At 30.1% G+C, this 20853-nt stretch carries 15 protein-coding genes and 1 pseudogene; 14 read left to right on the top strand and 2 right to left on the bottom strand.

The window, feature by feature from the left end; translation table 11 throughout:
• Positions 1-16: 16 nt before the first annotated feature.
• The gene (locus AXY43_RS07150) at positions 17-490 is read left to right on the top strand and encodes a PTS sugar transporter subunit IIA (protein ID WP_039773758.1); all 474 of its coding nucleotides are present in this window, start codon (positions 17-19) and stop codon (positions 488-490) included.
• 152 nt (positions 491-642) lie between these two features.
• Here AXY43_RS07150 and AXY43_RS07145 read toward each other — a convergent pair whose 3' ends face one another.
• Positions 643-1047, bottom strand: a complete 405-nt coding sequence (locus tag AXY43_RS07145) for an FMN-binding protein (RefSeq protein WP_105411288.1) — start codon at positions 1045-1047, stop codon at positions 643-645.
• Between the two features lie 415 nt (positions 1048-1462).
• Here AXY43_RS07145 and AXY43_RS07140 point away from each other — a divergent pair, with 415 nt between their 5' ends.
• The 12 genes and pseudogenes from AXY43_RS07140 (at position 1463) to AXY43_RS07085 (ending at position 18788) form a co-directional block, all read left to right on the top strand.
• Positions 1463-2395 carry a helix-turn-helix domain-containing protein gene (locus tag AXY43_RS07140; protein WP_023975208.1) on the top strand — a complete coding sequence of 311 codons (933 nt, stop codon included), beginning with the start codon at positions 1463-1465 and terminating at the stop codon, positions 2393-2395.
• A 2-nt stretch (positions 2396-2397) separates the two neighbouring features.
• The gene (locus AXY43_RS07135) at positions 2398-4467 is read left to right on the top strand and encodes a beta-glucosidase family protein (RefSeq protein WP_105411287.1); all 2070 of its coding nucleotides are present in this window, start codon (positions 2398-2400) and stop codon (positions 4465-4467) included.
• Positions 4468-4764: 297 nt separating this feature from the next.
• Entirely contained in the window at positions 4765-6126 is a 1362-nt protein-coding gene (locus tag AXY43_RS07130) for an MFS transporter (protein ID WP_243099180.1), read from the top strand.
• Positions 6127-6629: 503 nt separating this feature from the next.
• Complete coding sequence (locus AXY43_RS07125) at positions 6630-7655, top strand: iron-siderophore ABC transporter substrate-binding protein (RefSeq protein WP_023975205.1); 1026 nt, start codon at positions 6630-6632, stop codon at positions 7653-7655.
• Positions 7655-8653 (top strand): FecCD family ABC transporter permease, encoded by a 999-nt coding sequence (locus AXY43_RS07120; RefSeq protein ID WP_039773762.1) that lies wholly within the window; start codon positions 7655-7657, stop codon positions 8651-8653. Before AXY43_RS07125 ends, AXY43_RS07120 begins: the two co-directional genes overlap by 1 nt.
• Complete coding sequence (locus tag AXY43_RS07115) at positions 8650-9681, top strand: FecCD family ABC transporter permease (RefSeq protein WP_105411286.1); 1032 nt, start codon at positions 8650-8652, stop codon at positions 9679-9681. Before AXY43_RS07120 ends, AXY43_RS07115 begins: the two co-directional genes overlap by 4 nt.
• On the top strand, positions 9681-10487 hold the full coding sequence (locus tag AXY43_RS07110; protein ID WP_023975202.1) for an ABC transporter ATP-binding protein: 807 nt from the start codon (positions 9681-9683) through the stop codon (positions 10485-10487). The genes AXY43_RS07115 and AXY43_RS07110 overlap by 1 nt, the downstream gene beginning before the upstream one ends.
• A 329-nt stretch (positions 10488-10816) precedes the next feature.
• Positions 10817-11125, top strand: a pseudogene (locus tag AXY43_RS07105) (class I SAM-dependent methyltransferase); the annotation flags it as partial.
• Between the two features lie 344 nt (positions 11126-11469).
• Complete coding sequence (locus AXY43_RS07100) at positions 11470-13578, top strand: methyl-accepting chemotaxis protein (protein ID WP_105411285.1); 2109 nt, start codon at positions 11470-11472, stop codon at positions 13576-13578.
• A 288-nt stretch (positions 13579-13866) separates the two neighbouring features.
• A complete protein-coding gene (locus AXY43_RS07095; RefSeq protein WP_105411284.1) occupies positions 13867-17784 on the top strand; it encodes an acyl-CoA dehydratase activase in 3918 nt (1305 codons plus the stop codon).
• Between the two features lie 325 nt (positions 17785-18109).
• The gene (locus AXY43_RS07090) at positions 18110-18448 is read left to right on the top strand and encodes a cupin domain-containing protein (protein ID WP_012059922.1); all 339 of its coding nucleotides are present in this window, start codon (positions 18110-18112) and stop codon (positions 18446-18448) included.
• A 4-nt stretch (positions 18449-18452) separates the two neighbouring features.
• Positions 18453-18788 (top strand): cyclic nucleotide-binding domain-containing protein, encoded by a 336-nt coding sequence (locus tag AXY43_RS07085; protein ID WP_023975198.1) that lies wholly within the window; start codon positions 18453-18455, stop codon positions 18786-18788.
• Between the two features lie 526 nt (positions 18789-19314).
• Here AXY43_RS07085 and AXY43_RS07080 read toward each other — a convergent pair.
• Positions 19315-19731 (bottom strand): hemerythrin family protein, encoded by a 417-nt coding sequence (locus AXY43_RS07080; RefSeq protein ID WP_023975197.1) that lies wholly within the window; start codon positions 19729-19731, stop codon positions 19315-19317.
• A 487-nt stretch (positions 19732-20218) separates the two neighbouring features.
• On the opposite strand from AXY43_RS07080, the gene AXY43_RS07075 reads away from it, so the two are divergent.
• Positions 20219-20830, top strand: a complete 612-nt coding sequence (locus AXY43_RS07075; protein ID WP_065419092.1) for a class I SAM-dependent methyltransferase — start codon at positions 20219-20221, stop codon at positions 20828-20830.
• Positions 20831-20853 lie beyond the last annotated feature (23 nt).

The following is a 20853-nucleotide window of genomic DNA, read 5'->3' as shown; positions in this document are numbered from 1 at the left end:
AGGAAGGCTGGAAAATATGTTTAATTTATTTAATAGGACAAAGTTCAAAATAGTGTCACCAACGGAGGGAAAACTAAAGCCAGTAACATCTGTAATAGATGAGGTATTTGCGTCTAAAGCTTTAGGTGACGGTTTTGCAATTGAGCCTAAACAAGGTGTTGTGTATTCACCTATAGTTGGTGTAGTATCAATGATTTTTCCAACTTTGCATGCAATAGGTCTAAAAGCAAATAATGGAGCTGAAATTCTAATTCATGTTGGTATTGATACAGTCAAACTCAATGGTAAAGGATTCAAAACATTTGTTAGAGAAGGGCAAAAGATAAAAATAGGTGATAAGCTTTTGGAATTTGATATAGAAGAAATAAAAGATAAAGTTCCATCAACTGATGTGATAGTTATATTTACTAGTGGCGAGATATGTGAACTGGTTAATGGCGATATACAGGTTGATGCAGGACAAGCTAACATAGTCAATATTGTTAAGTAAGGTAATGAGGGATAAAAGTTCTGTGAAATAGAATGTTTATAACGGATATGGAACTAAATTATGCGTATTCGATTTTAAAGATTATGCTTTGGGCTGTAGATAAATTTGTGTAAAAACGAAATCTATCTACAGCCTCTTTTATTGATATATTTTTATTTTTGATTAGGCTTTAGTGCGTTTTCAATAGCCTTTAAAATTGTTTTACTGCTATTTGTTGCTCCTGAAATAGTATCTACTTGCAAACTTTGTGCTTTAACTACCATGTCTGGAATAACCTCTGCAGGCTTGCCTCTATCGGTTTTATGTTCTAGTAAATCTATATTTTCAATCTTGTGATTTTTAACTGTAACTGAAACTTTTGCGCTAATTAAATTAACATCGTATGAACCAATATATTTTCCATCGGGAATCTTCAATAAATCTACGTTGTTAATTGTTAATCCTTTAATTGTTTTTTGATAATTTCTAACAGAGATTAGATATTTTCCTCCAACTATGATACTTATGATAACAATAAGACAAACTACACCTAATAATATTTTCTTTACATTTAACATATAAAATACATCCTTTACTTTTTAATAGATTCTAATAAAAGGCTAATTCCATCTTCTGTTAAATTTATAATATTTCTTTTTCGCATAATAATATTTTATCATAAATTTCCAAATTATTGGGTTTGAGACTTTAAAGATAAATTATTGTTGCATTTTTTTATTATGATTAAGAATAGCTAGAAATTAGGGAATTAGTTAAGTTCTTATACAGTTTATTAGCTTATGGATTCTCTATACATAATATGAAATATTTAATTTATTTTCATGTGCCTTATATGATTCAGTTATAATATGATTAGTCTGAAAATGAAATAGAATTTGTACAAAAATGATAACAAATATATTTTGATATAACTTATAATCAAAGTGTAAATATTTACAAAGCGGTTATAGTATATCATGAAATGGGGGAAATATGAGTTCATATATTTTTGAAACAATTGAGCATGAAGAGAAATATCCAGCAAAGGTGTTTGTAACATCAATTGAACATTCTAGTTTTCATTGGCATTATGATTATGAATTAATTTTAGTTCTGAAAGGATCCCTAATAGTAAATGCAAGCCCCAAGATAACGGTTTTGGAAGCAGGGGATATTGTGTTATTAAATTCAAAAGCAGTACATGAATTACAACGTACTAAGGAAGAGAATTTATGCTTATTTATTCAGATGAATGAGAATTTATTCAAAAATACAAAAGATGATAATAGATCGTATTATTTTTACTTAAACAGCAAGCTTAATGATAAAAAGCCTAAGAACGGATATGATGCATACGTTGCTAATGCTGCTAAAATTGGACTTGAAAGTCAGAGTGATGAAATATTTAACACTTATAGGGTAAAATCTTTAGTTTATATGTTAATAGCGGACTTATTTGAATTCACATTATATGATATTCATCAAAAAGCTGTAGATTTGAAAGAAACAGAAAACACAGAATTGCTCATGCAGGTAATAAACTTTATCCAAAAAAACTGTACAAAAGATACAGTATTAGATGAACTATATAAATTTATAGGCTTGTGCGAGAAATCAGTTTATCGTTTCTTAAAGGCAAACATTGGATTATCACCTAAAGATTTAGTACTTAGCAGCAAAATAGAGGCTTCTAAATATATGCTTAAGTTTTCAAACAAGTCAATTAGCTTTATAGCAAATGATTGTGGCTTTTATTCTGAAAGTACTTTTTACAGAGCTTTTAAAAAAGAAATAGGTGTGACCCCTGCTGAATACCGAAAAAGTGGGGCAAGTTTAAATGCGGATCCTAATGTACAAGGCTATTTGCGTTTTGATTTTAAAGAATCTATTAATTTATTAGAAAAATATTGTAAAGGAGATATGTAAAAATGAAATGTACTAAATTAAAAAGATTATCTTATACTGAAAAGGCAAAGGAAATAGTTAACTCTTTAACTTTAGAAGAAAAGGTTTCCTTAATGGGTGGAAATGTTACTCTTAATGATATGCTCTCTGATTTGAGAGATGCTGATGAGCAAAAACATTATAATAGTTATCCTTATCCAGCAGGAGGAATAGAGAAGAATAATGTGCCTCCTATGCTTTTCTGTGATGGGCCAAGGGGTGTAGTTTGTAGTGCAGGAAAAAGCACATGTTTTCCAGTATCAATGCTTAGAGGTGCAACATTTGATACAGCATTAGAAGAAAAAATAGGTAATGCTATAGGTAAAGAAGTTCATGGGTATAAAGGTAACTTATTTGCAGGAGTATGTATTAATCTTCCGTATAATCCAGGCTGGGGAAGAAGCCAAGAAACTTATGGTGAAGAATCTTTTCACTTAGGGGAAATGGGACGAGCATTAGTTAAAGGTGTACAAGACGAAAATGTAATCGCATGTGTAAAACATTTTGCTTTTAACCAAATGGAAATTTCCAGATTTAAGGTAAATGTTGAATGTGATAAACGTACTGAGAGAGAAGTATTTCTTCCTCATTTTAAGAAATGTGTTGAAGCAGGTGCAGCAGCTATTATGAGTTCTTATAATTTATATAAAGGAACTCATTGTGGACATCATGATTACTTATTAAATCAAGTATTGAAAAAGGAATGGGATTTTGATGGATTTGTTATGAGTGACTTTATCTGGGGAGTCAGAGATACGGTTGAAGCAGCTAATGGCGGACAAGATATGGAAATGTGCTGTACTCAGTTTTTTGGAGATAAATTAGTAGCGGCAGTAAAAAACGGACAAGTAAAAGAAAGTAAAATTGATGAATCTGCATTACGTATCGTGCGTACATTGCTAGCATTTGAAGATGCTTATTCAAATGAATATGATGAGAGCGTAATTGGATGTGAAGATCACATTAAACTTGCACTTCAGGCAGCAAGAGAGGGGATTACATTAATTAAGAATGAAAATAATGTATTACCATTAAGCAAAGATAAAGCAAGAAAAATTGTTGTGTTAGGAAAGTTAGGCGATAAGGAAGTAATAGGAGATCACGGTTCAAGTCAGGTAAGACCAGCTTATGTTATAACACCATTACAAGGAATTGCAAATGCAGCACCTAAAGCGCAGGTTGTATATTATAATGGCGAAAATTTGGAACATGCAAAAGAATTAGCTAAAGATGCAGATGCAGTTATATTTGTAGTTGGATATAACTATGACGATGAAGGTGAATATATATCAGAAGATGAATTTGAATCTTACACAGGAGCAGTAGGTGGCGATAGAAAAAATTCGTTAGGTCTTCATGAAAATGAAATTAAATTAATACAGGAAGTAGGTCCTGTTAACACCAATTCTATAGCCGTGTTAATTGGTGGAAATATGATAATGATGGAAGAGTGGAAAGAAAGCGTTGGAGCTATAATGATGGCATATTATCCAGGTATGGAAGGCGGAACTGCAATAGGAGAGATTATATTTGGAGATGTTAATCCAAGTGGAAAACTACCATATGTAATTCCATTTAAAGAAAGTGATCTTCCACAAGTAAATTGGGATACAACATCTCAATGGTATGATTACTATCATGGATATACAAAGTTAGAAAAGGAAGGCATAAAACCATCTGTACCATATGGATTTGGACTATCTTATACTAAGTTTGATTTTAGTGATGCAAATTTTGATGCATCTGATGATAGTGTTATCGCTAAATGTACTGTTAAAAATATAGGAAAAATGGCAGGGGATGAAGTCGTACAAATGTATGTCGGATTCAAAAATTCATCTGTAGAGAGACCTGTAAAATTGTTAAGAGGTTTTGCTCGTGTAAATTTACAGCCAGGAGAAAGCAAGGAAGTTACAATAACTTGCCCTAAAGAGGAGCTTTGCTGGTATAATCCAAAAACAGAACAAATGGAATTAGAGAAAATGGAGTATGAGGCGTATATAGGAAGCAGCAGCGCAGATTCAGATCTACACATGGGAAAAGTTACATTGTAATTGTCTCAAATACAAATGAAATGACAGAGTGAAAAGTATTAGTTTAATGATAGTTAATATTAGTTGGTTGATTAGTTAATATTAACTGTACATAAAAATATAATTACTTTACTCTGCCATATCAAGTCATATTTTTATAATATATAAGTTTTAATTAGAATTCAATGCTTTTTGAATAGGAATTATTGAAAACTCAAAAAAATTTCAGCATTTATTATTTATTGATAAATGTGCATCATTAATTAGAACATATATATTCTTGGAGTAATCGTTTAATTACTTTATATATTGAGTACTATGAAAGGAATGAGTATTTTTATGGAAGAAAAAATTAATTTAAAAGAAAAGATTTCTTATTCAATAGGCGATGTAGGATGTAACTTTGTGTATGTGCCAATTACTTCCTTTTTGATGATATATTATACTAATAGCGTTGGACTTGGAGTAGCAGCAGTTGGGACACTAATGCTGATTGCGAGACTTTTAGATGGTGTAACAGATTTATCAATTGGAGCACTTATTGATAAAACTAATACAAGGTGGGGGAAAACAAGACCTTGGATTTTATGGAGTGCACCATTTATGGGGATTGGTTTGATATTATTGTTTAATGTTCCTATGGGGCTCAGCAATGGTGGAAAGCTGATTTATGCATATATCACTTATATATTTTTAGTGTCAATTGTATACACGGCCTCAAATTTGTCATATTGCACATTGCTATCAAGAATATCAAGTAACATACAAGAACGTTCAGTTTTGAGCTCAATTCGATTTGTTTTTGTTATTTCATTTACTATTATATTATCAATGATTACAAATCCATTGGTTGAAAAGTATGGATGGTCAAAACTTGCAGTTATTTATGGAATAATTTCATGTGCATTTCTATTCATAACATTTGCATTTACAAAAGAAAGAAATCAGGATGAAAAGGGAGAAAAATTCAAGTTAAAAGTAGGAATTGGTTCCTTGATGAAAAATAAATATTTTTTACTTATAGCGATTATGTTTATTATTATTTATACAGATATGGGGTTATTTTCAGGAGCTACTCTTTATTATACAACTTATGTATTAAATAATGCTAATTTAATGGGGATGCTTACTTTAGCACTTTATGCACCTATGATAGTTGGATTTGCACTTTTACCTAAGTTCATAAGTAAATTTGGTAAATGGAAAGTTATGATGTTTGGATTTCTAGTGAAATTAGTAGGTGTTATTATTATGGCAATTAATCCTGCTTCTTATGAGCTTGTTATGGCAGGAAGCATTATAAAAGGGTTTGGTATGGCGCCTCTAATAGTTGGAATTTTCGCAATTGTTGCAGATGCTGTAGATTATGGAGAATGGAAAACAGGAATACGTGCAGATGGATTAATTAACAGTTGTGTAAGTTTTGGAATGAAATTAGGGGGTGGCCTTGGTACTGCAATTCTCGGATGGATTCTTGACTTTGGAAAATATAATGGAACAGCTGCTGTACAGACAGGAGCTGCAATAAAGGCAATTAATATTTCATTTATATACTCAGGAATTGTATTTACCATAATTGGATTAATTGTAATGTATTTTATAAATATGGACAAGTTTTCAAATAAAATGGTAACTGAACTTAATATTAAGAGGACTTCTAAATTTGTAGGGGTAGACTAATTCTAATTATTTTAGATGGCGGACATATGAGAATATTTCCATACACATAATGTTCAGCAAGTAATAATCAAATTGTAGTGGCGGAGAAGTAGTTTATTAGCTTACCAAATGTCTTGACTAGATGTTTAGTTAAGTAAAAATATAAGTGTTATTGCTTAAAAACTTGTATATTAATAATTAATTTTCTTTTGAAATATTTATGTATAGACCCTTGTTTTCATTGCTGTTTACAAACGCAATTAAAACAAGGATTTATCATAAATATTTTTTTGTTTTTTAGGAACTCCTTATGAAGGCAAGATCTTCAAAAAATATAATGGAAATAATTTTATTTAATAAGTATTACCACAAATTTCAAGATAATGTCCCCTAATGTAAGGTTGACAAATTTTACTGATGAATATAAAATAAATACCGACAGCAAATGAAAAACATTATCATTTGAATATAAAAATCAAATAAATATTAATTCAATAAAATACATAACAATTAGGAGGATTATCATGAAATTAAAAGGAATAACTACGATTATTCTTGCTTGTACTTTATTAATAACGGGATGCTCAAGTGGAGCGGCTAAAAATGAAGATAAATCTAATGTGGGACAAAGTGCGACTGTAACGTATCCACTTACTATTAAACATGCTTTTGGTGAAACAGTAATTGAAAAACAGCCAGAAAAGGTCGTTACAATTTCTTGGGGAAATCAGGACGTACCATTAGCATTAGGAGTTGTACCAGCAGGTGTATCTAAAGCTAACTATGGAAAAGCAGATGAAAATGGTTTATTACCATGGACAGCAGAAAAATATAAAGAGTTAGGCGTGGACAAACCTGTTACTTTTGACGATGTAGATGGTTTAGACTATGAAGCTATCAGTAATGCTAAGCCAGATGTTATATTAGCTGCATATTCAGGAATAACGCAAGAGGAATATGATTTATTAAGTAAAATTGCGCCTGTTGTAGCATATCCTAAACTTCCTTGGCAAACATATTGGCGTGATCAAATATCAATTAATTCAACTGCAATGGGTAAAAAAGATGAAGGAGACAAATTGGTTTCAGATTTGGAAAAGCAAATAACAGAAAAAACTAGTAAGTATCCTAAGCTTAAAGGTAAAAAGGCCGTTTTCTGTTACTTTAATCCAGCTGACTTAGGTAAATTTTATATATATCTTCCAACAGATCCTCGAGCAGCATATTTAACTGATTTAGGATTAGAATTACCAGAGAGTGTTAAAAAGCTTGCGCAGACTTCAGATAGTTTTGCTCTTGAAATTAGTTCAGAAAATATTGATAAATTAACAGATGTAGATGTAATAGTAACGTATGGAAATGACACATTAGTAAAACAATTGCAATCAGATGCCCTACTTGGAACAGTTCCAGCAATAAAAAGAGGATCAGTTGCCGTAATAGAAGATGGATCAGCACTTGCAGCATCTTGTACTCCTACTGCCTTATCAATTCCAGCAACAATAGATGAATATCTAAAAATAATTGGAGAGGCAGCAGATAAAGCATAATGAGATTTAGAAAGACAGTAGGAATATATTTAGGTAGTATTTTTTTACTAGGTATATGTGTAGTAATATCACTGGCATTTGGGTCAAAAAACATAGGAATTAGTCAAGCAATAAATGCTTTATTAAATAGTGACGATACGTCTTTTGCTGCATTAGTTGTTCGAGAACGTGTTCCAAGAACAATTTTTAGTATTATGGCAGGAGCTTCTCTTGGAATATCGGGGGCTCTTATGCAATCAATCACTAGAAATCCAATAGCAGACCCAAGCATTTTAGGAGTTAATACAGGTGCATCTTTATTTGTTGTAATTGGAATAGCATTTTTTAATATAAATTCAGCTAACGAGTATATCTGGATTGCACTAGTTGGAGCAGGAATCACATCAATATTTGTTTATACTATAGCTTCCATTGGCAGCGGAGGTATGACACCAATAAAACTTGCTTTGGCAGGCTCAGCTACTAGTGCAGTTTTAACCTCTTTAGTAAGTGTAATAATACTTCCTAGAAGTGAGGTTATAGATGCATATAGATTTTGGCAGGTCGGAAGTGTAAGTGGTGCAACTTGGGAGAGTATTGACTTAATGTTACCATTTTTAATAATTGGATTAATAATAAGCATAATATCAGCACCAGCATTGGATATTTTAGCTTTAGGAGATGAGGTTGCAACTGGTCTTGGAGTAAATATAGGAATTATTAGGATTATATGTGCAATTGCAGGGGTTATACTATGTGGTGCAACCACAGCAATTGCAGGCCCCATAGGATTTGTAGGTTTAATGATTCCTCACAGTATACGTCTCATTTTTGGCTCAAATTTAAGAGGTTTAGTGCCCATGTCAGCTATTGGAGGAGCGGTGCTTTTAACAATTTCAGATGTTTTGGGAAGAGTAATTGGAAGTCCTGGTGAACTTCAGGTGGGAATTATTACTGCATTTTTAGGAGCACCAATTCTTATTATCATTGCAAGGAAAGCGAAGGTGAGGGCTATATGATAAAAACTACTCACTCTATGATAAAAGAAGGTTATATAAAAAGAAAAAAACGCATGATCAGCGTTAATATAATTCTCTTTGCTTTAACATTAGGTCTTTGCGGAGTTATGCTTTTATATGGAAAAACTAATTATTCATTAAGTACAGTTATAAGAGTACTTAGTGGGGAAGAGATACAAGGCGCTGCATTTACTATAGGAACCTTGCGTTTACCAAGAATGCTTTGTGGACTTTTAGCAGGGCTAGCCTTTGGAATTGCAGGAAATACATTTCAAACTATGCTTAGAAATCCACTAGCTAGTCCTGATATCATAGGAATAAGTTCAGGGGCTAGTGTGGCAGCGGTATTTTGTATATTAGTTCTTCACATGAGTGGAAGCGGTGTTTCTATTGCAGCTGTGATTTCAGGAATTTTGGTTTCAACACTTATATATATGTTCTCTAAAGGTTCAGGATTTTCAGGCGGCAGATTAATACTTATAGGAATTGGAATGCAAGCAATGTTAAATGCCCTTATATCATTTTTGCTGGTTAAGGCTTCAGAACACGATGTCTCAAAAGCACTCACATGGTTAAATGGTAGCTTAAATGGGATGAGTATGAAAGATGTCCCAGGCTTACTTGTGGTCGTTATTATATTTGGAGTTATTATTTTATGTTTAACTAATTATCTTCAAATATTAGAATTAGGAGATGAATTTGCAACAACACTAGGTATTAAAATAAATTTAATAAGAATCACACTTATCTTAAGTTCAGTATTTTTAATTGCTTTTGCAACGGCTGTTACAGGGCCTATAGCCTTTGTTGCATTTTTATCAGGTCCAATTTCAGCAAGACTTGTTGGGTTAGGTTCGCCAAATGTTTTAGCATCAGGTTTAGTTGGAGCATTATTAGTACTTGGAGCAGATATGATTGGCCAGTTTGTATTTAGTACAAGATTTCCTGTAGGTGTAATTACAGGAATTTTAGGAGCACCATATATGCTATTGCTTCTAATAACTATAAACAGAAGGGGGCAAGCATAATGAATGAAAAACAACAATTGCTTGAAGCAAAAAATTTAGTAACTGGGTATGAAAAAAAGATTATAGTTGATGGAATTGATATAACTATTCCAAGTAATAAAATCAGTGTTATTATTGGTGCAAATGCATGTGGTAAATCAACTTTGCTAAAAACACTTGCAAGGCTCATTAAGCCAATTTCGGGAGATGTTGTAATTGACGGCAAAAAAATAACTTCAATGCCTTCTAAAAAATTGGCACAAGTTTTGGGACTGCTTCCACAATCACCAGTAGTTCCAGAAGGTATAACAGTCTGGGACTTAGTTTCAAGAGGTAGATTTCCATATCAAGCATTTTTAAAAAGCATGGATAAAAGTGATTTTGATGCAGTAGAAGAGGCACTTGAAATAATGGGAATAACAGATCTTGCTAATCGTAGTGTAGATGAATTATCTGGAGGGCAGCGTCAAAGGGTTTGGATAGCTATGGCGCTAGCTCAGCAGACCGATATACTTCTTTTAGATGAACCAACCACATATCTTGATATTGCTTATCAAGTAGAAATCCTTGATTTATTGACAGATTTAAATCGCAAAAGAGGAACTACTATTGTAATGGTACTTCATGATATAAATTTATCTGCTAGATATGCAGATTATATATTTGCTCTTCGAAAGGGAAAATTAATTGGGAAAGGTGAACCATCAAAGGTTATAACTTCGGAATTAATCAATGAAGTATTTGGATTAGATTGTGTGGTAATACAAGATCCAGTATCTAATTCACCTTTTATAGTGCCAAGAGGAAGGCATCATGTTAATATATAAATAATTGAGATAGATTTGTGCTAATTGATGAGCAAGGCATTTGCAAACTAAGAGCTTTGAGGAGTTTTTTAGAGGAATTAAATCCAAATCTATCATGTAATGCATTGTATATCAAAACGATATAAAATTTATTTATGAATTTTAAGGGGCATGATTTGCCCTATACATAAAGCCCACGATAATTTTTGATTGTCGCGGGTTATTTTTATGAGAAATGTTTATCTATGAAATTTCATTTTATAGCTGAAGAAGAGTTAAAATAGCGTTTTAACTAGAGGTTTTCAGCTGGATAATGAAATGAATTATTTAGTTGGTAGGATGTATTATAAAATTACCTTTTAAAGCAAAGTGATAATAGTTTTGATGTAGTATATTTTAATCCTATGTTTAAAGAACCAAATAAAAAGCCGGCATCAGTAAATTCATTTAGGTATTTTGCGGATCACAAAGGATTAACAAAGGGGATTTTAATGAAAACTCTTAGGGTTTGTAAAAAAAGAGTTGTTATCAAAGAAAGGCAAGGTTCTAATGATTTTGAAAAGCTAGGAATAGAAAAATATTATGGAGGTAAGAAAAGCAGTTCAATTATTTATGGGGTAATTGAAAAAACAACCAATTTAGATATGAAGGATAAATGAGCTAAATAATTGATACCTATAGATCGGATTAGAAATGTAGAAAAATAAACATATATATGCGTATTGAGTACAAATAATGAGTTATATTAAAATATTTACAAAAATAAAGATATAAATTATGGAATAATAGAAGGGAAAATGAAAAAAAGAACGAATTTTATAATTAAAGTATGTATTTGTTGAAAAATAAATTTATTAAAAATAAAAGTTATCATAATGAAGGGAGGTATTTTTAATCCGTAATTTTAGAAAATTATAAATTATTATCGTCATTGATTAAGAACGCAAAATATAATACGATTAAATGCTTTTAAATTAGCTAAAGTATAAAGGGGGATAAGTCGATGAAGAAAATCTTTTACCCTGGAATTAAACTTATGAATAAATTAAAGTATTCAAAAAAGTTTCTACTAATACTTACAATATTTCTAATCCCGATTTTAGCAGTTCTTTCTTTCTTTGTTCATCAGCTAAATGGTGATGTGAAGATTAGTGAAAATCAGATTAAAGGATTGAATTATATTAATGCTACAACATCCTTTGTACGGCATGTTCAACAACATAGAGGATTAACGTCAGTGTTACTTAGTGGAAATAAATCCACTGAAGAACAAGTAATTCAAAAAGAACAAGAAATAAAAAATGATATAGTAGCTATAAACAAATTAGACGAAGATTATGGTAAAGAACTTGGTACAACAAATGAATGGGCAAGTATAAAAATTGATTGGTCTTCATTAGAAATAAAAGATAATAAGTCTGCACTCAGTGAATTAACAGCAAAACATACTGCTTTAATAAGTAAAATACTTGATTTTAATGGTAGCATTGAAGATAGTTCAAATCTGATATTACAAAAACAGTTAGACAGATATTATTTGGTAGATACCATCGTAAATAATCTACCAATGGTTACAGAAAATCTTGGATTGTCTAGAGCTGTTGGATCTGGAGTTGCAGGAAGAAAGTCAATAACAGATGATGAAAGATTTAAATTAGTATACGTGACTAAAGCAGCTACTATTAATTTGAATGCATCTATAAAAGGACTTGATGAAGTATATAAAACTAAGCCAGAAATAAAGGACAAATTAAGTGGAGAGATTACAGGAGCTTTTAACAATTCAAAGGAAATAATTGATATAGTTAATAAAGAACTTTTGGAAACAAATAGTATAACGATTGATTCAACAGAATATTATAATAGGGCTACAACGGCTGTAGATAGTATTTATACTTTAATACATGGTGAATCTACAGAGTTAATGAACATATTACAGCAAGATAATGCTTATACAGTTAAGATTAGATTTTTCGTTTTAGTTATTTCGGTGCTAACAATCTTAAGTTTAATTTATCTATTCGTAGCATTTTATTATGGAATAAGAGGAACTATAGAGTCAATTGAAGAATCAACACACAAAATTTCAGAGGGAGAGCTTAACGTACATATTACTCATGATGTAAAAGACGAGACGGTTTTGATAATTGATGCTCTAAATAATATGACAAAATCTTTTTCTCAAATTATTGTAGCAAGTAAAAATGTTTCAAGTGATGTAATCGATTCAGCAGAAAATCTAGCAAAAACTACAGAACAAACAGCTAAGGTTGCTAATATAATTACTAATTCTATTCAAAATGTTGCAACAAAATCTGAAGAGCAATTACAAATTTCAGAAGACGCATCTGTTGCGATAGAAAAAATGTCAAAAGACATAGAATATATCGCAAAAAATTCTAATGAGGTTTTAAAAGCTTCAAGGCAAGCAGACGAGTTTGCAGAAAAGGGAAATGTATCTATATTAGAGACAGCTAATATGATAAATAATATAAATAACTCAGTAATAGAATCTAATTCTACCATTTATGCGTTGGGAAAAAAATCAAAGAGCATAGGTGAGATTATTGACACTATTACATCTATTGCAGAACAAACAAATTTATTGGCTTTGAATGCATCAATTGAAGCGGCTAGAGCTGGCGAAGGAGGAAAAGGTTTTGCAGTAGTTGCAGAGGAAGTTGGAAAGCTTGCAGAACAGTCATCTAATTCTGCTAGAGAGATTTCTAAAATTATACATTCGATACAAAAAGAGAGCATGGAGTCCATAAACAATATGGATAATGTTACGAAAAATGTTCAGGAAGGACTAAAAGTAGTAAATGAAACAGGAGAGACCTTTCAAAAAATTATATCATCTGTAAGAAATATAACAAAACAGATTAGTGAAGTAACAGCGGCTTCTAAAAATATATCAAATAATTCAGAAAAGGTAACGGCTACTGTTAGGGCAGTAAGTCAAATAGCTGTTGAGTTCTCTGAGAGTGCACAAGAGGTAGCATCGGCTTCAGAAGAACAATTAGCTTCTATTGAAGAAGTATCTTCATTAGCAAGTTTACTTAATGAAAAAGCTGATGAATTAGAAAAGATTATTCAAAAATTTAAGGTTTAAGGTGCTTGGTACTTTTTAATTGTGCCTAAATAATAATTGAAACTCACGGAAATCAATATCTGATTTTCGTGAGTTATTTTTATGCGATATATACATCTTTTTATAATTGAAATACTTAAAAATTATCACTTATTGAGTTATTAGGTGAGATTAAAAAGCTTCTAAATTTTGGCATTAAGTTTCTTATAAATTTCTTTTAAAGCGTATCATATGATACGGAGTCTAGCGGGAAAGTGTAATATAATACTTATAAGAAGTAAATGAGAATGAATTTCAAAGGAGGGTGTTATGAATAAGTTAGGAATAGATATTGGTTATTCAACTCTTAAGTATGTTTACTTAGATAATAATGATAATTTAATTGAAAGTAATTATATATTCCATAAAGGAAATATTAATAAATATTATAGTGAGTTAATTGAGAAGGTTAAAGCAGTTAATAAAGAATCAAATATGGTTATTGGGATAACAGGAAGTTTATCATCAAGAATTAATTTAGATAAAAAATATCATATCAATAATAGTATTTCTCTTATTGAAGGAGCTTTATTTAAAAATAAGAATGTTAAATCTATTATTGAACTTGGTGCACAAGAAACAAAATATATTACAGATATAGACGTTAAAAATGTAAAATTCTTTATGAATACAAGCTGTGCAGCTGGTACAGGTTCTTTTTTAGAAGAGCAGGCTTCAAGATTATCTATAGATATAAAAGATATATCAGCCTACACAGAAAAAGCTACAGAAATTCCTAGAATAGCTGGAAGATGCAGCGTTTTTTCAAAGACTGACATGATACATCATATGCAGGATGGAGTGAAAGTAGAGGATATATTACAAGGATTATGCCATGCACTTGTAAGAAATTATAAAGCAAATGTTCTTCAGAAAAATAAACTTAATAAACCAATCATGCTTTCTGGTGGGGTAATACATAATAAAGGAGTAGTTAAAGCTCTAAAGGATGTATTAAAGTTAGAAGACGAAGACATTATAATTGAAGAAAATTTTGAGTTACTAACATGTTTTGGTGCTTGCAAGATAGCAGAAGAAAAAGGATTAATTATAGATGTAAATAAACTTAGCTCTTCTGAAAAATTAATTATAGAAAAGCCTAAAAATAGCTTATTTGAAAAATTAGATAAATTCGGAGTAAATGATAGCTTAAATAAGCATACTTGTATAAACAATAATTTAAAAGAAGGTTACTTAGGCGTTGATATTGGATCAACAAGTATCAATTTTGTTGTTATTGATGAAGCTAACAACGTGATTGATTATATTTATACAAAAACTAATGGAAAACCAAAAGAAGTTGTTACTGAATATTTTGATATATTAAAGGAAAGATTAGGACAAGACTTTAAATTCAAAGGAATAGGTACAACTGGTTCTGGTAGAGAGTTTATTGGAAAATTAATTAATGCAGATTTAATTGTAAATGAAATTACAGCTCAAGCAGAAGGAGCTATAAATGTATGTGGTGATGTTGATACCATATTTGAAATTGGTGGTCAGGATTCAAAATATATATGTATAGAAAATAAATTAGTAAAAGACTTTGAAATGAATAAAATATGCGCAGCAGGAACAGGAGCGTTTATAGAAGAGCAGATTAAGAAACTTGGAATAAGTATTAATGAGTTTGGAAAGGTTGCTTTAGAAGGCGATAGCCCTTGCAATTTAGGGGATAGATGTACTGTTTTTATTGAAGGAAACATAGGTAAAGCAATAGGAGAAGGCGAAAGTATTGAGAATATTTCAGCTGGACTTGCTTACTCTATAGTAAAAAATTATTTAAATAGAGTTGTTGGAAATAGACCCATTGGAAATAAAATATTCCTTCAAGGTGGAATTGCTCATAATCAAGCAGTAGTAAATGCATTTAGAGCTTTACTTAATAAAGAAATTATTGTTCCAGAATTCTTTAGTGTTACAGGTGCTTTGGGAACGGCGGTTTTAACAAAGGAAAGTATAAAGAATAACGAAAAAGATAATAAACAAAATAACAGTATAGATTATTCAAATAAAGGTGAAAAATTATTCTTAGACGGATATATAACTGATAAGGATGCTAATAAAAAAACAATAGGGATACCAAGAGTATTATTTCTTAATAAAATGTTCCCGATGTTTAATGAGATATTTAAAAAATTAGGATATAATGTTTTACTTTCAGATGCCACTAATGAAGATATAATCGGCCTTAGCCAAGAATATTCATTTGAAGAAACATGCTTTCCAGTTAAATTAATAAATGGACATGTAGCATGGCTTTTAGAGAAAAAGGTTGATTATATATTCTTGCCACATTTATATACTATGAAGCATGCTGGTTCAGATGTAAGAGAAGATTACGCATGTGTGTATATGCAGACTTCACCAAAGATAATTGAAAGCGTGTTTAATTTGGCAGAAAAAAATATAAAGTTAATATCACCAACATTATCATTTAATTTTGGTAAACAATATATGATTAAAACCTTATTAAGTATAGGAAAAGATCTTGGAAAAAACAAAATAGAAACAGCGGCAGCAGTAATGTCTGGTATGAAAAAGTTTATGGATTATGAGAAAAATCTTGAATCACTTGGATCTGATGTTTTAAAGAATATAGGTGAAGATGAAAAAGTATTTGTTATGATAAGCAGAGTGTATAACATAGTTGATCCAGCATTAAACATGGGCATAGAAAATGAATTGAAAAAGCGTGGATATAAAGTGCTTCATTTAACTCATCTTGAAGCCTCAGAAATGGACTTAGGAAAAGAATATTCAAATATGTATTGGCCTTTTGGGCAGCACATAATAACAGGAGCAAAAATTATAAGAAATCATAAAAATATATATCCAATATATATTACTAATCATGGATGCGGGCCAGATACAATTCTTACTCATTATTTTAAAAAGGAAATGGGAAGCAAGCCTTACTTGCATATAGAAGTAGATGAACACTCTTCAAAAGTTGGAGTAATTACAAGGGTAGAGGCATTTATAAATTCGATTAAAAATTGTGATAATAATGGCCTTTTAGAAAATAAAGTTGAAGAGGCAACTGAAGACAATTTGAGTAAAAAACTTGGAATGGTTAATGAAGTTAAATTTGATAATAAACTTCAAAACTCTAAGAATGAAATAGAAACTGAAAATGAAGTGATAATTCCATATATGTATCCATATAGCAATATACTAAAAGCTTTCTTAGAAAGAAAAAATACAAAGGTTACAATATTAGAACCTGTAAGTGAAAGCACAATTGAAATTGGAAAGCAATTTTCAAGAGGAAAAGAATATTTTTCATTAACCGGTTTGATATCAGAGGTCATAAGTAAAGTTAAAGAAAGTGAAAAAGAATATACATTATATCTTCCTACAGATGAAGGAAGTGAAACCTTTGGGCAGTATGGGAAGCTTATACAATATAAAGCCTTAGAATGTGGCAGAAAATTAAATCTCGAAGCACCATTTATAGAAGATTACTTAGGTGATAAAGATTTTGGCCTAGAATTCTTTAAAGCATTGGTAATAGGCGATCTAATTAATAGATTACATGAAGATAAAAAAGAAACATCCTTAGATGATTTAATTAAAGCAATAAAAAATAATAATATATCAGACTCATATTTTGATGAAAAATTAGAAATCCTAAATAGTGAGATATTAAAAGAAAATAAAAAGAAACTGCTTATAATTGGAGAAGCTTTAGTAGTGCATAAAGATTATTTAAATAATAATCTCATAAAAAGGCTAATGGAAAATTATGATGTTGTAAAGCAGCCATTTGCAGAAGAATTATATATGCTATATAAAGATTTTAGCAATAAGAGAAATAAGACTAATAAACAATATTTAAAATTAATAGATGAAGCCAAGAAGATTATTAATAAAGTTAATTTGATTCTAGAAGAAAAATCTCCATTTAATAGGGAAATTGATAGTCTTAATGAAATATTAAAAGATAAACTTCCAAACTATGCAGGAGGAAGCGGAAGATATAGATTTGCTAAATTATTAACAGCAGAAAATGTTGATGGGATTATTGTTGTAAGCTCTATGTATGAAAATACAGCTACAATATTAAAAATACTAAGAGAAAAATACAAAGAAGAAATAAAAATTCCTGTATTAGATCTATATTTTGATAGTAATATAAACAAAAATAATGAAGAACTAATAGAAACATTTACAGCTTATTTATAGATAAATAAACTATTCATCAGACTTATGTGATAACAACCGAAATCACAAATATTTTTATTACGAAAGACTATGAAAATGCCGCTGAAGGTTCTAAGTTGAAGATTGTACCCACTTTAGCATGCTCCAACTTTCAGTTTGACAAGCTAAAGTGGAACAATCTACAACTAAGAACCTTTAACAGCTCATTTTCAAATGCTTTCTTCACAAAAATATTTATAATTTCTAGTGAAGAATATATTACCTAAAAGTTTGTAAATATATTTATCTAGCAAGTAAAATATTTAATCTGTTTACCTACATATAAAAATGAAAAGGAGAATGTAATATGCAAGAATTAATTAAGAATATAGAAAAATCAAAGGCAATAGATTTTGACAGCTTAGTAAGCTGCAAGGAAGGTCAAATAGAAACTGTTACAATGGCTCAAAAGAAAGGTGTAGGACTTACTGCATTAGCATTTGGAAAAGGTGAAGGCGTTGGGCCTCATGCAGCTAAAGGCGATGCTATGATTGTTATTCAAGAAGGAGTTGCTACTGTAAAGATAGGTGATGAAGTAATGGAAGCTCACAAAGGTCAAGTGGTAGTTATGCCTGCAAATATTCAGCATCAAGTGACTGCAAAAGAAGATATGAAGATGCTATTAATAGTAGTGAAAGAGGATTAAGCTTATGAAATATTTAAGAAACATCAAACCATTTGAACCAATGAAAATGAAAGATATGATAAGTCATTCAGGAAATACAATAGCAAGTAAGGCTTTAGTAGATAATGAAAAACATGAAGTTAGATTCTTTTCATATGCAAAAGGAGAAAGCATAGATAAGGAATATTATCAGATGGAATCATTATTTATTGTAATAGAAGGAGAAGTTAAAGTTGTTTACAATGAAAATGACGAATCAATAATAAGCGAAGGCGATATTTTTGCATTGGAAGCTGATATTCAATATGGAATGGAAGCATTAACTGATGTAAAGTTATTGAACATATTAATAAAAGAATAATTTATATAAAAGATTATAGATAACCCAGCTAAGACCTGAACTTATGCATATTACTCATTTCTGGTTGGAAGATATTTCATAGTGTAAGTAGAGTTGATGATTGTGTTATCTATATGAATTAAAAAAGCAAGGCTAGATTTTAGTCTTGCTTTTTAATATTTAAATATTTACTTATAAATTGACAGAACGAAGAAGAATGTAGAACAACTGGTGTAAATTGAATATTTGGTATTTTATATAATTGGAAATTTTACTTCCGGTTATATTTTTGATGTGCCCGTATAGGTACGTGTTATAATCGGTGAAAGTTCGCAATGGGGACTGATAATGTCAACTATTAACTTTAATGGAGATATTCCATAATATATTTAAAGTTAGAATCTAAAATTATTATAATAATTGAACAAGAGACGTTGTAAAATAATACAAAATATATAGAAACTACCCCTGTGCCGTGAAACACGGTGCAGGGGTAATTATTTGAAGAAGTAAAAAACGAAGCCAATGGTTGAGTTAAATCATCTTGCTATAACATAACTTCAGCAGCAGATGAAGAGTTCTCGTTTAAAAATGCATATGAATATTTATGTAAGCCAATTATGTAATTTTTACTCCACTTCATTATTTCCTTTTGCATTAGAGGAGTAAACAATGATGAAACTCCTGGATTTTCAAATGAATATCTTAACTTTCTTATTTCCATATTAAGTTTTCTGTGACACATTTTAAGTTCAGAACAATTGTATTTTGTTTGGGTTATTTCTTCATCAAAATTATTATTTGCATAATATTCAACAGAGTCCAAAGCTTTTAAAATTTCATTACTATCCTTTTCCTTTTCTAAAGCATAAAGAAGTTTATTAACTCGATTAAATAATTCTTTATGCTTATTGTCAATAGCATCAAACTCCATAGAAAAACTAGTATTAAAATTAAAATTCATAAAAACACACCCCTCATAAATTAATATTTTTATATTTATTTACCTATAATTTAAAATTCTTAATAAATTCGAGAGTTCCTTCTTTCTTAAGAATATATTTTAATCTTAATTTCAACAAAATATGCCAATATAAATTATAAAATGTCTTTTATTCGAGCTGGAATACATAGAATTTTGAATTATGTAGATGTATTGTGTCAAAGAATGTAATAAATTTAATTGGAGTCTATTAAAAATGTATATTGTAATTAAGTTTCTAAATTTTAGTTTCAATCGAACATCTGGTTTGCTAAAGATTTAAGTAAAAAAATATAATTTCATATTTCAGCACATAGACTTAAACTTAATAAAATTTAAGTAATTTATAATTGTAATATATGTTATTATTTAGTTATAATGTCAGAATATCTTAGGAGAAAGAAAAGGCTGTAGCAATGCTAAATTTAGGTGATTTATAAAATATTTTTAATAGAAAGGACAAGGCAAAATGAATGAAATATTTAGGCAAATACCATTGTATAGGTTCATCATGTTCTGTAATGAAACAACTATGGATAAAGTGGTTCTAGATTGTGGTGCAGGAGGGAATTTTCCACCGTTAAGCTTATTTTCAGAATATGGATATAAAACACATGGAATAGAATTTGATATTAATCAATTAAAAAAGGCTAATATGTATGCAGATGAAAAAAATCAAGATTTAAATATTGAACAAGGAGATATGAGATATTTAAAATTTGAAGATAAAACATTTAGCTTTGTTTATTCGTATAATTCAGTATTTCACATGAGAAAAGAAGATGTTTTAAAATCAATAAATGAAATGAAACGCGTATTAAAGCCTAGAGGTTTACTTTTTGTAAATTTTCTTACGACAAAGGATTCTCGGTATGGAACAGGTTTAGATATTGGTGAAAATCAATATGAGCAAATGGAGAGAAACACTCCTGTAATACATTCATATTTTGAGGAATGTGAGCCAGATACATATTTTGAAGATATGGAAATATTGCATAAAGAAATTAGGGTATTAGAAAGAATGGATGAAGGTGAAAAAATAAGACAAGGATTTGTTGATTATATTGTTAAGAAATTATAGATTTAGTGGTTACTATTAATTTA

Origin of the sequence: Clostridium sp. MF28 (assembly GCF_002969175.1) — a bacterium.
Lineage (GTDB): Bacteria > Bacillota > Clostridia > Clostridiales > Clostridiaceae > Clostridium > Clostridium beijerinckii.
This window is presented reverse-complemented; position numbering and strand designations above follow the sequence as displayed.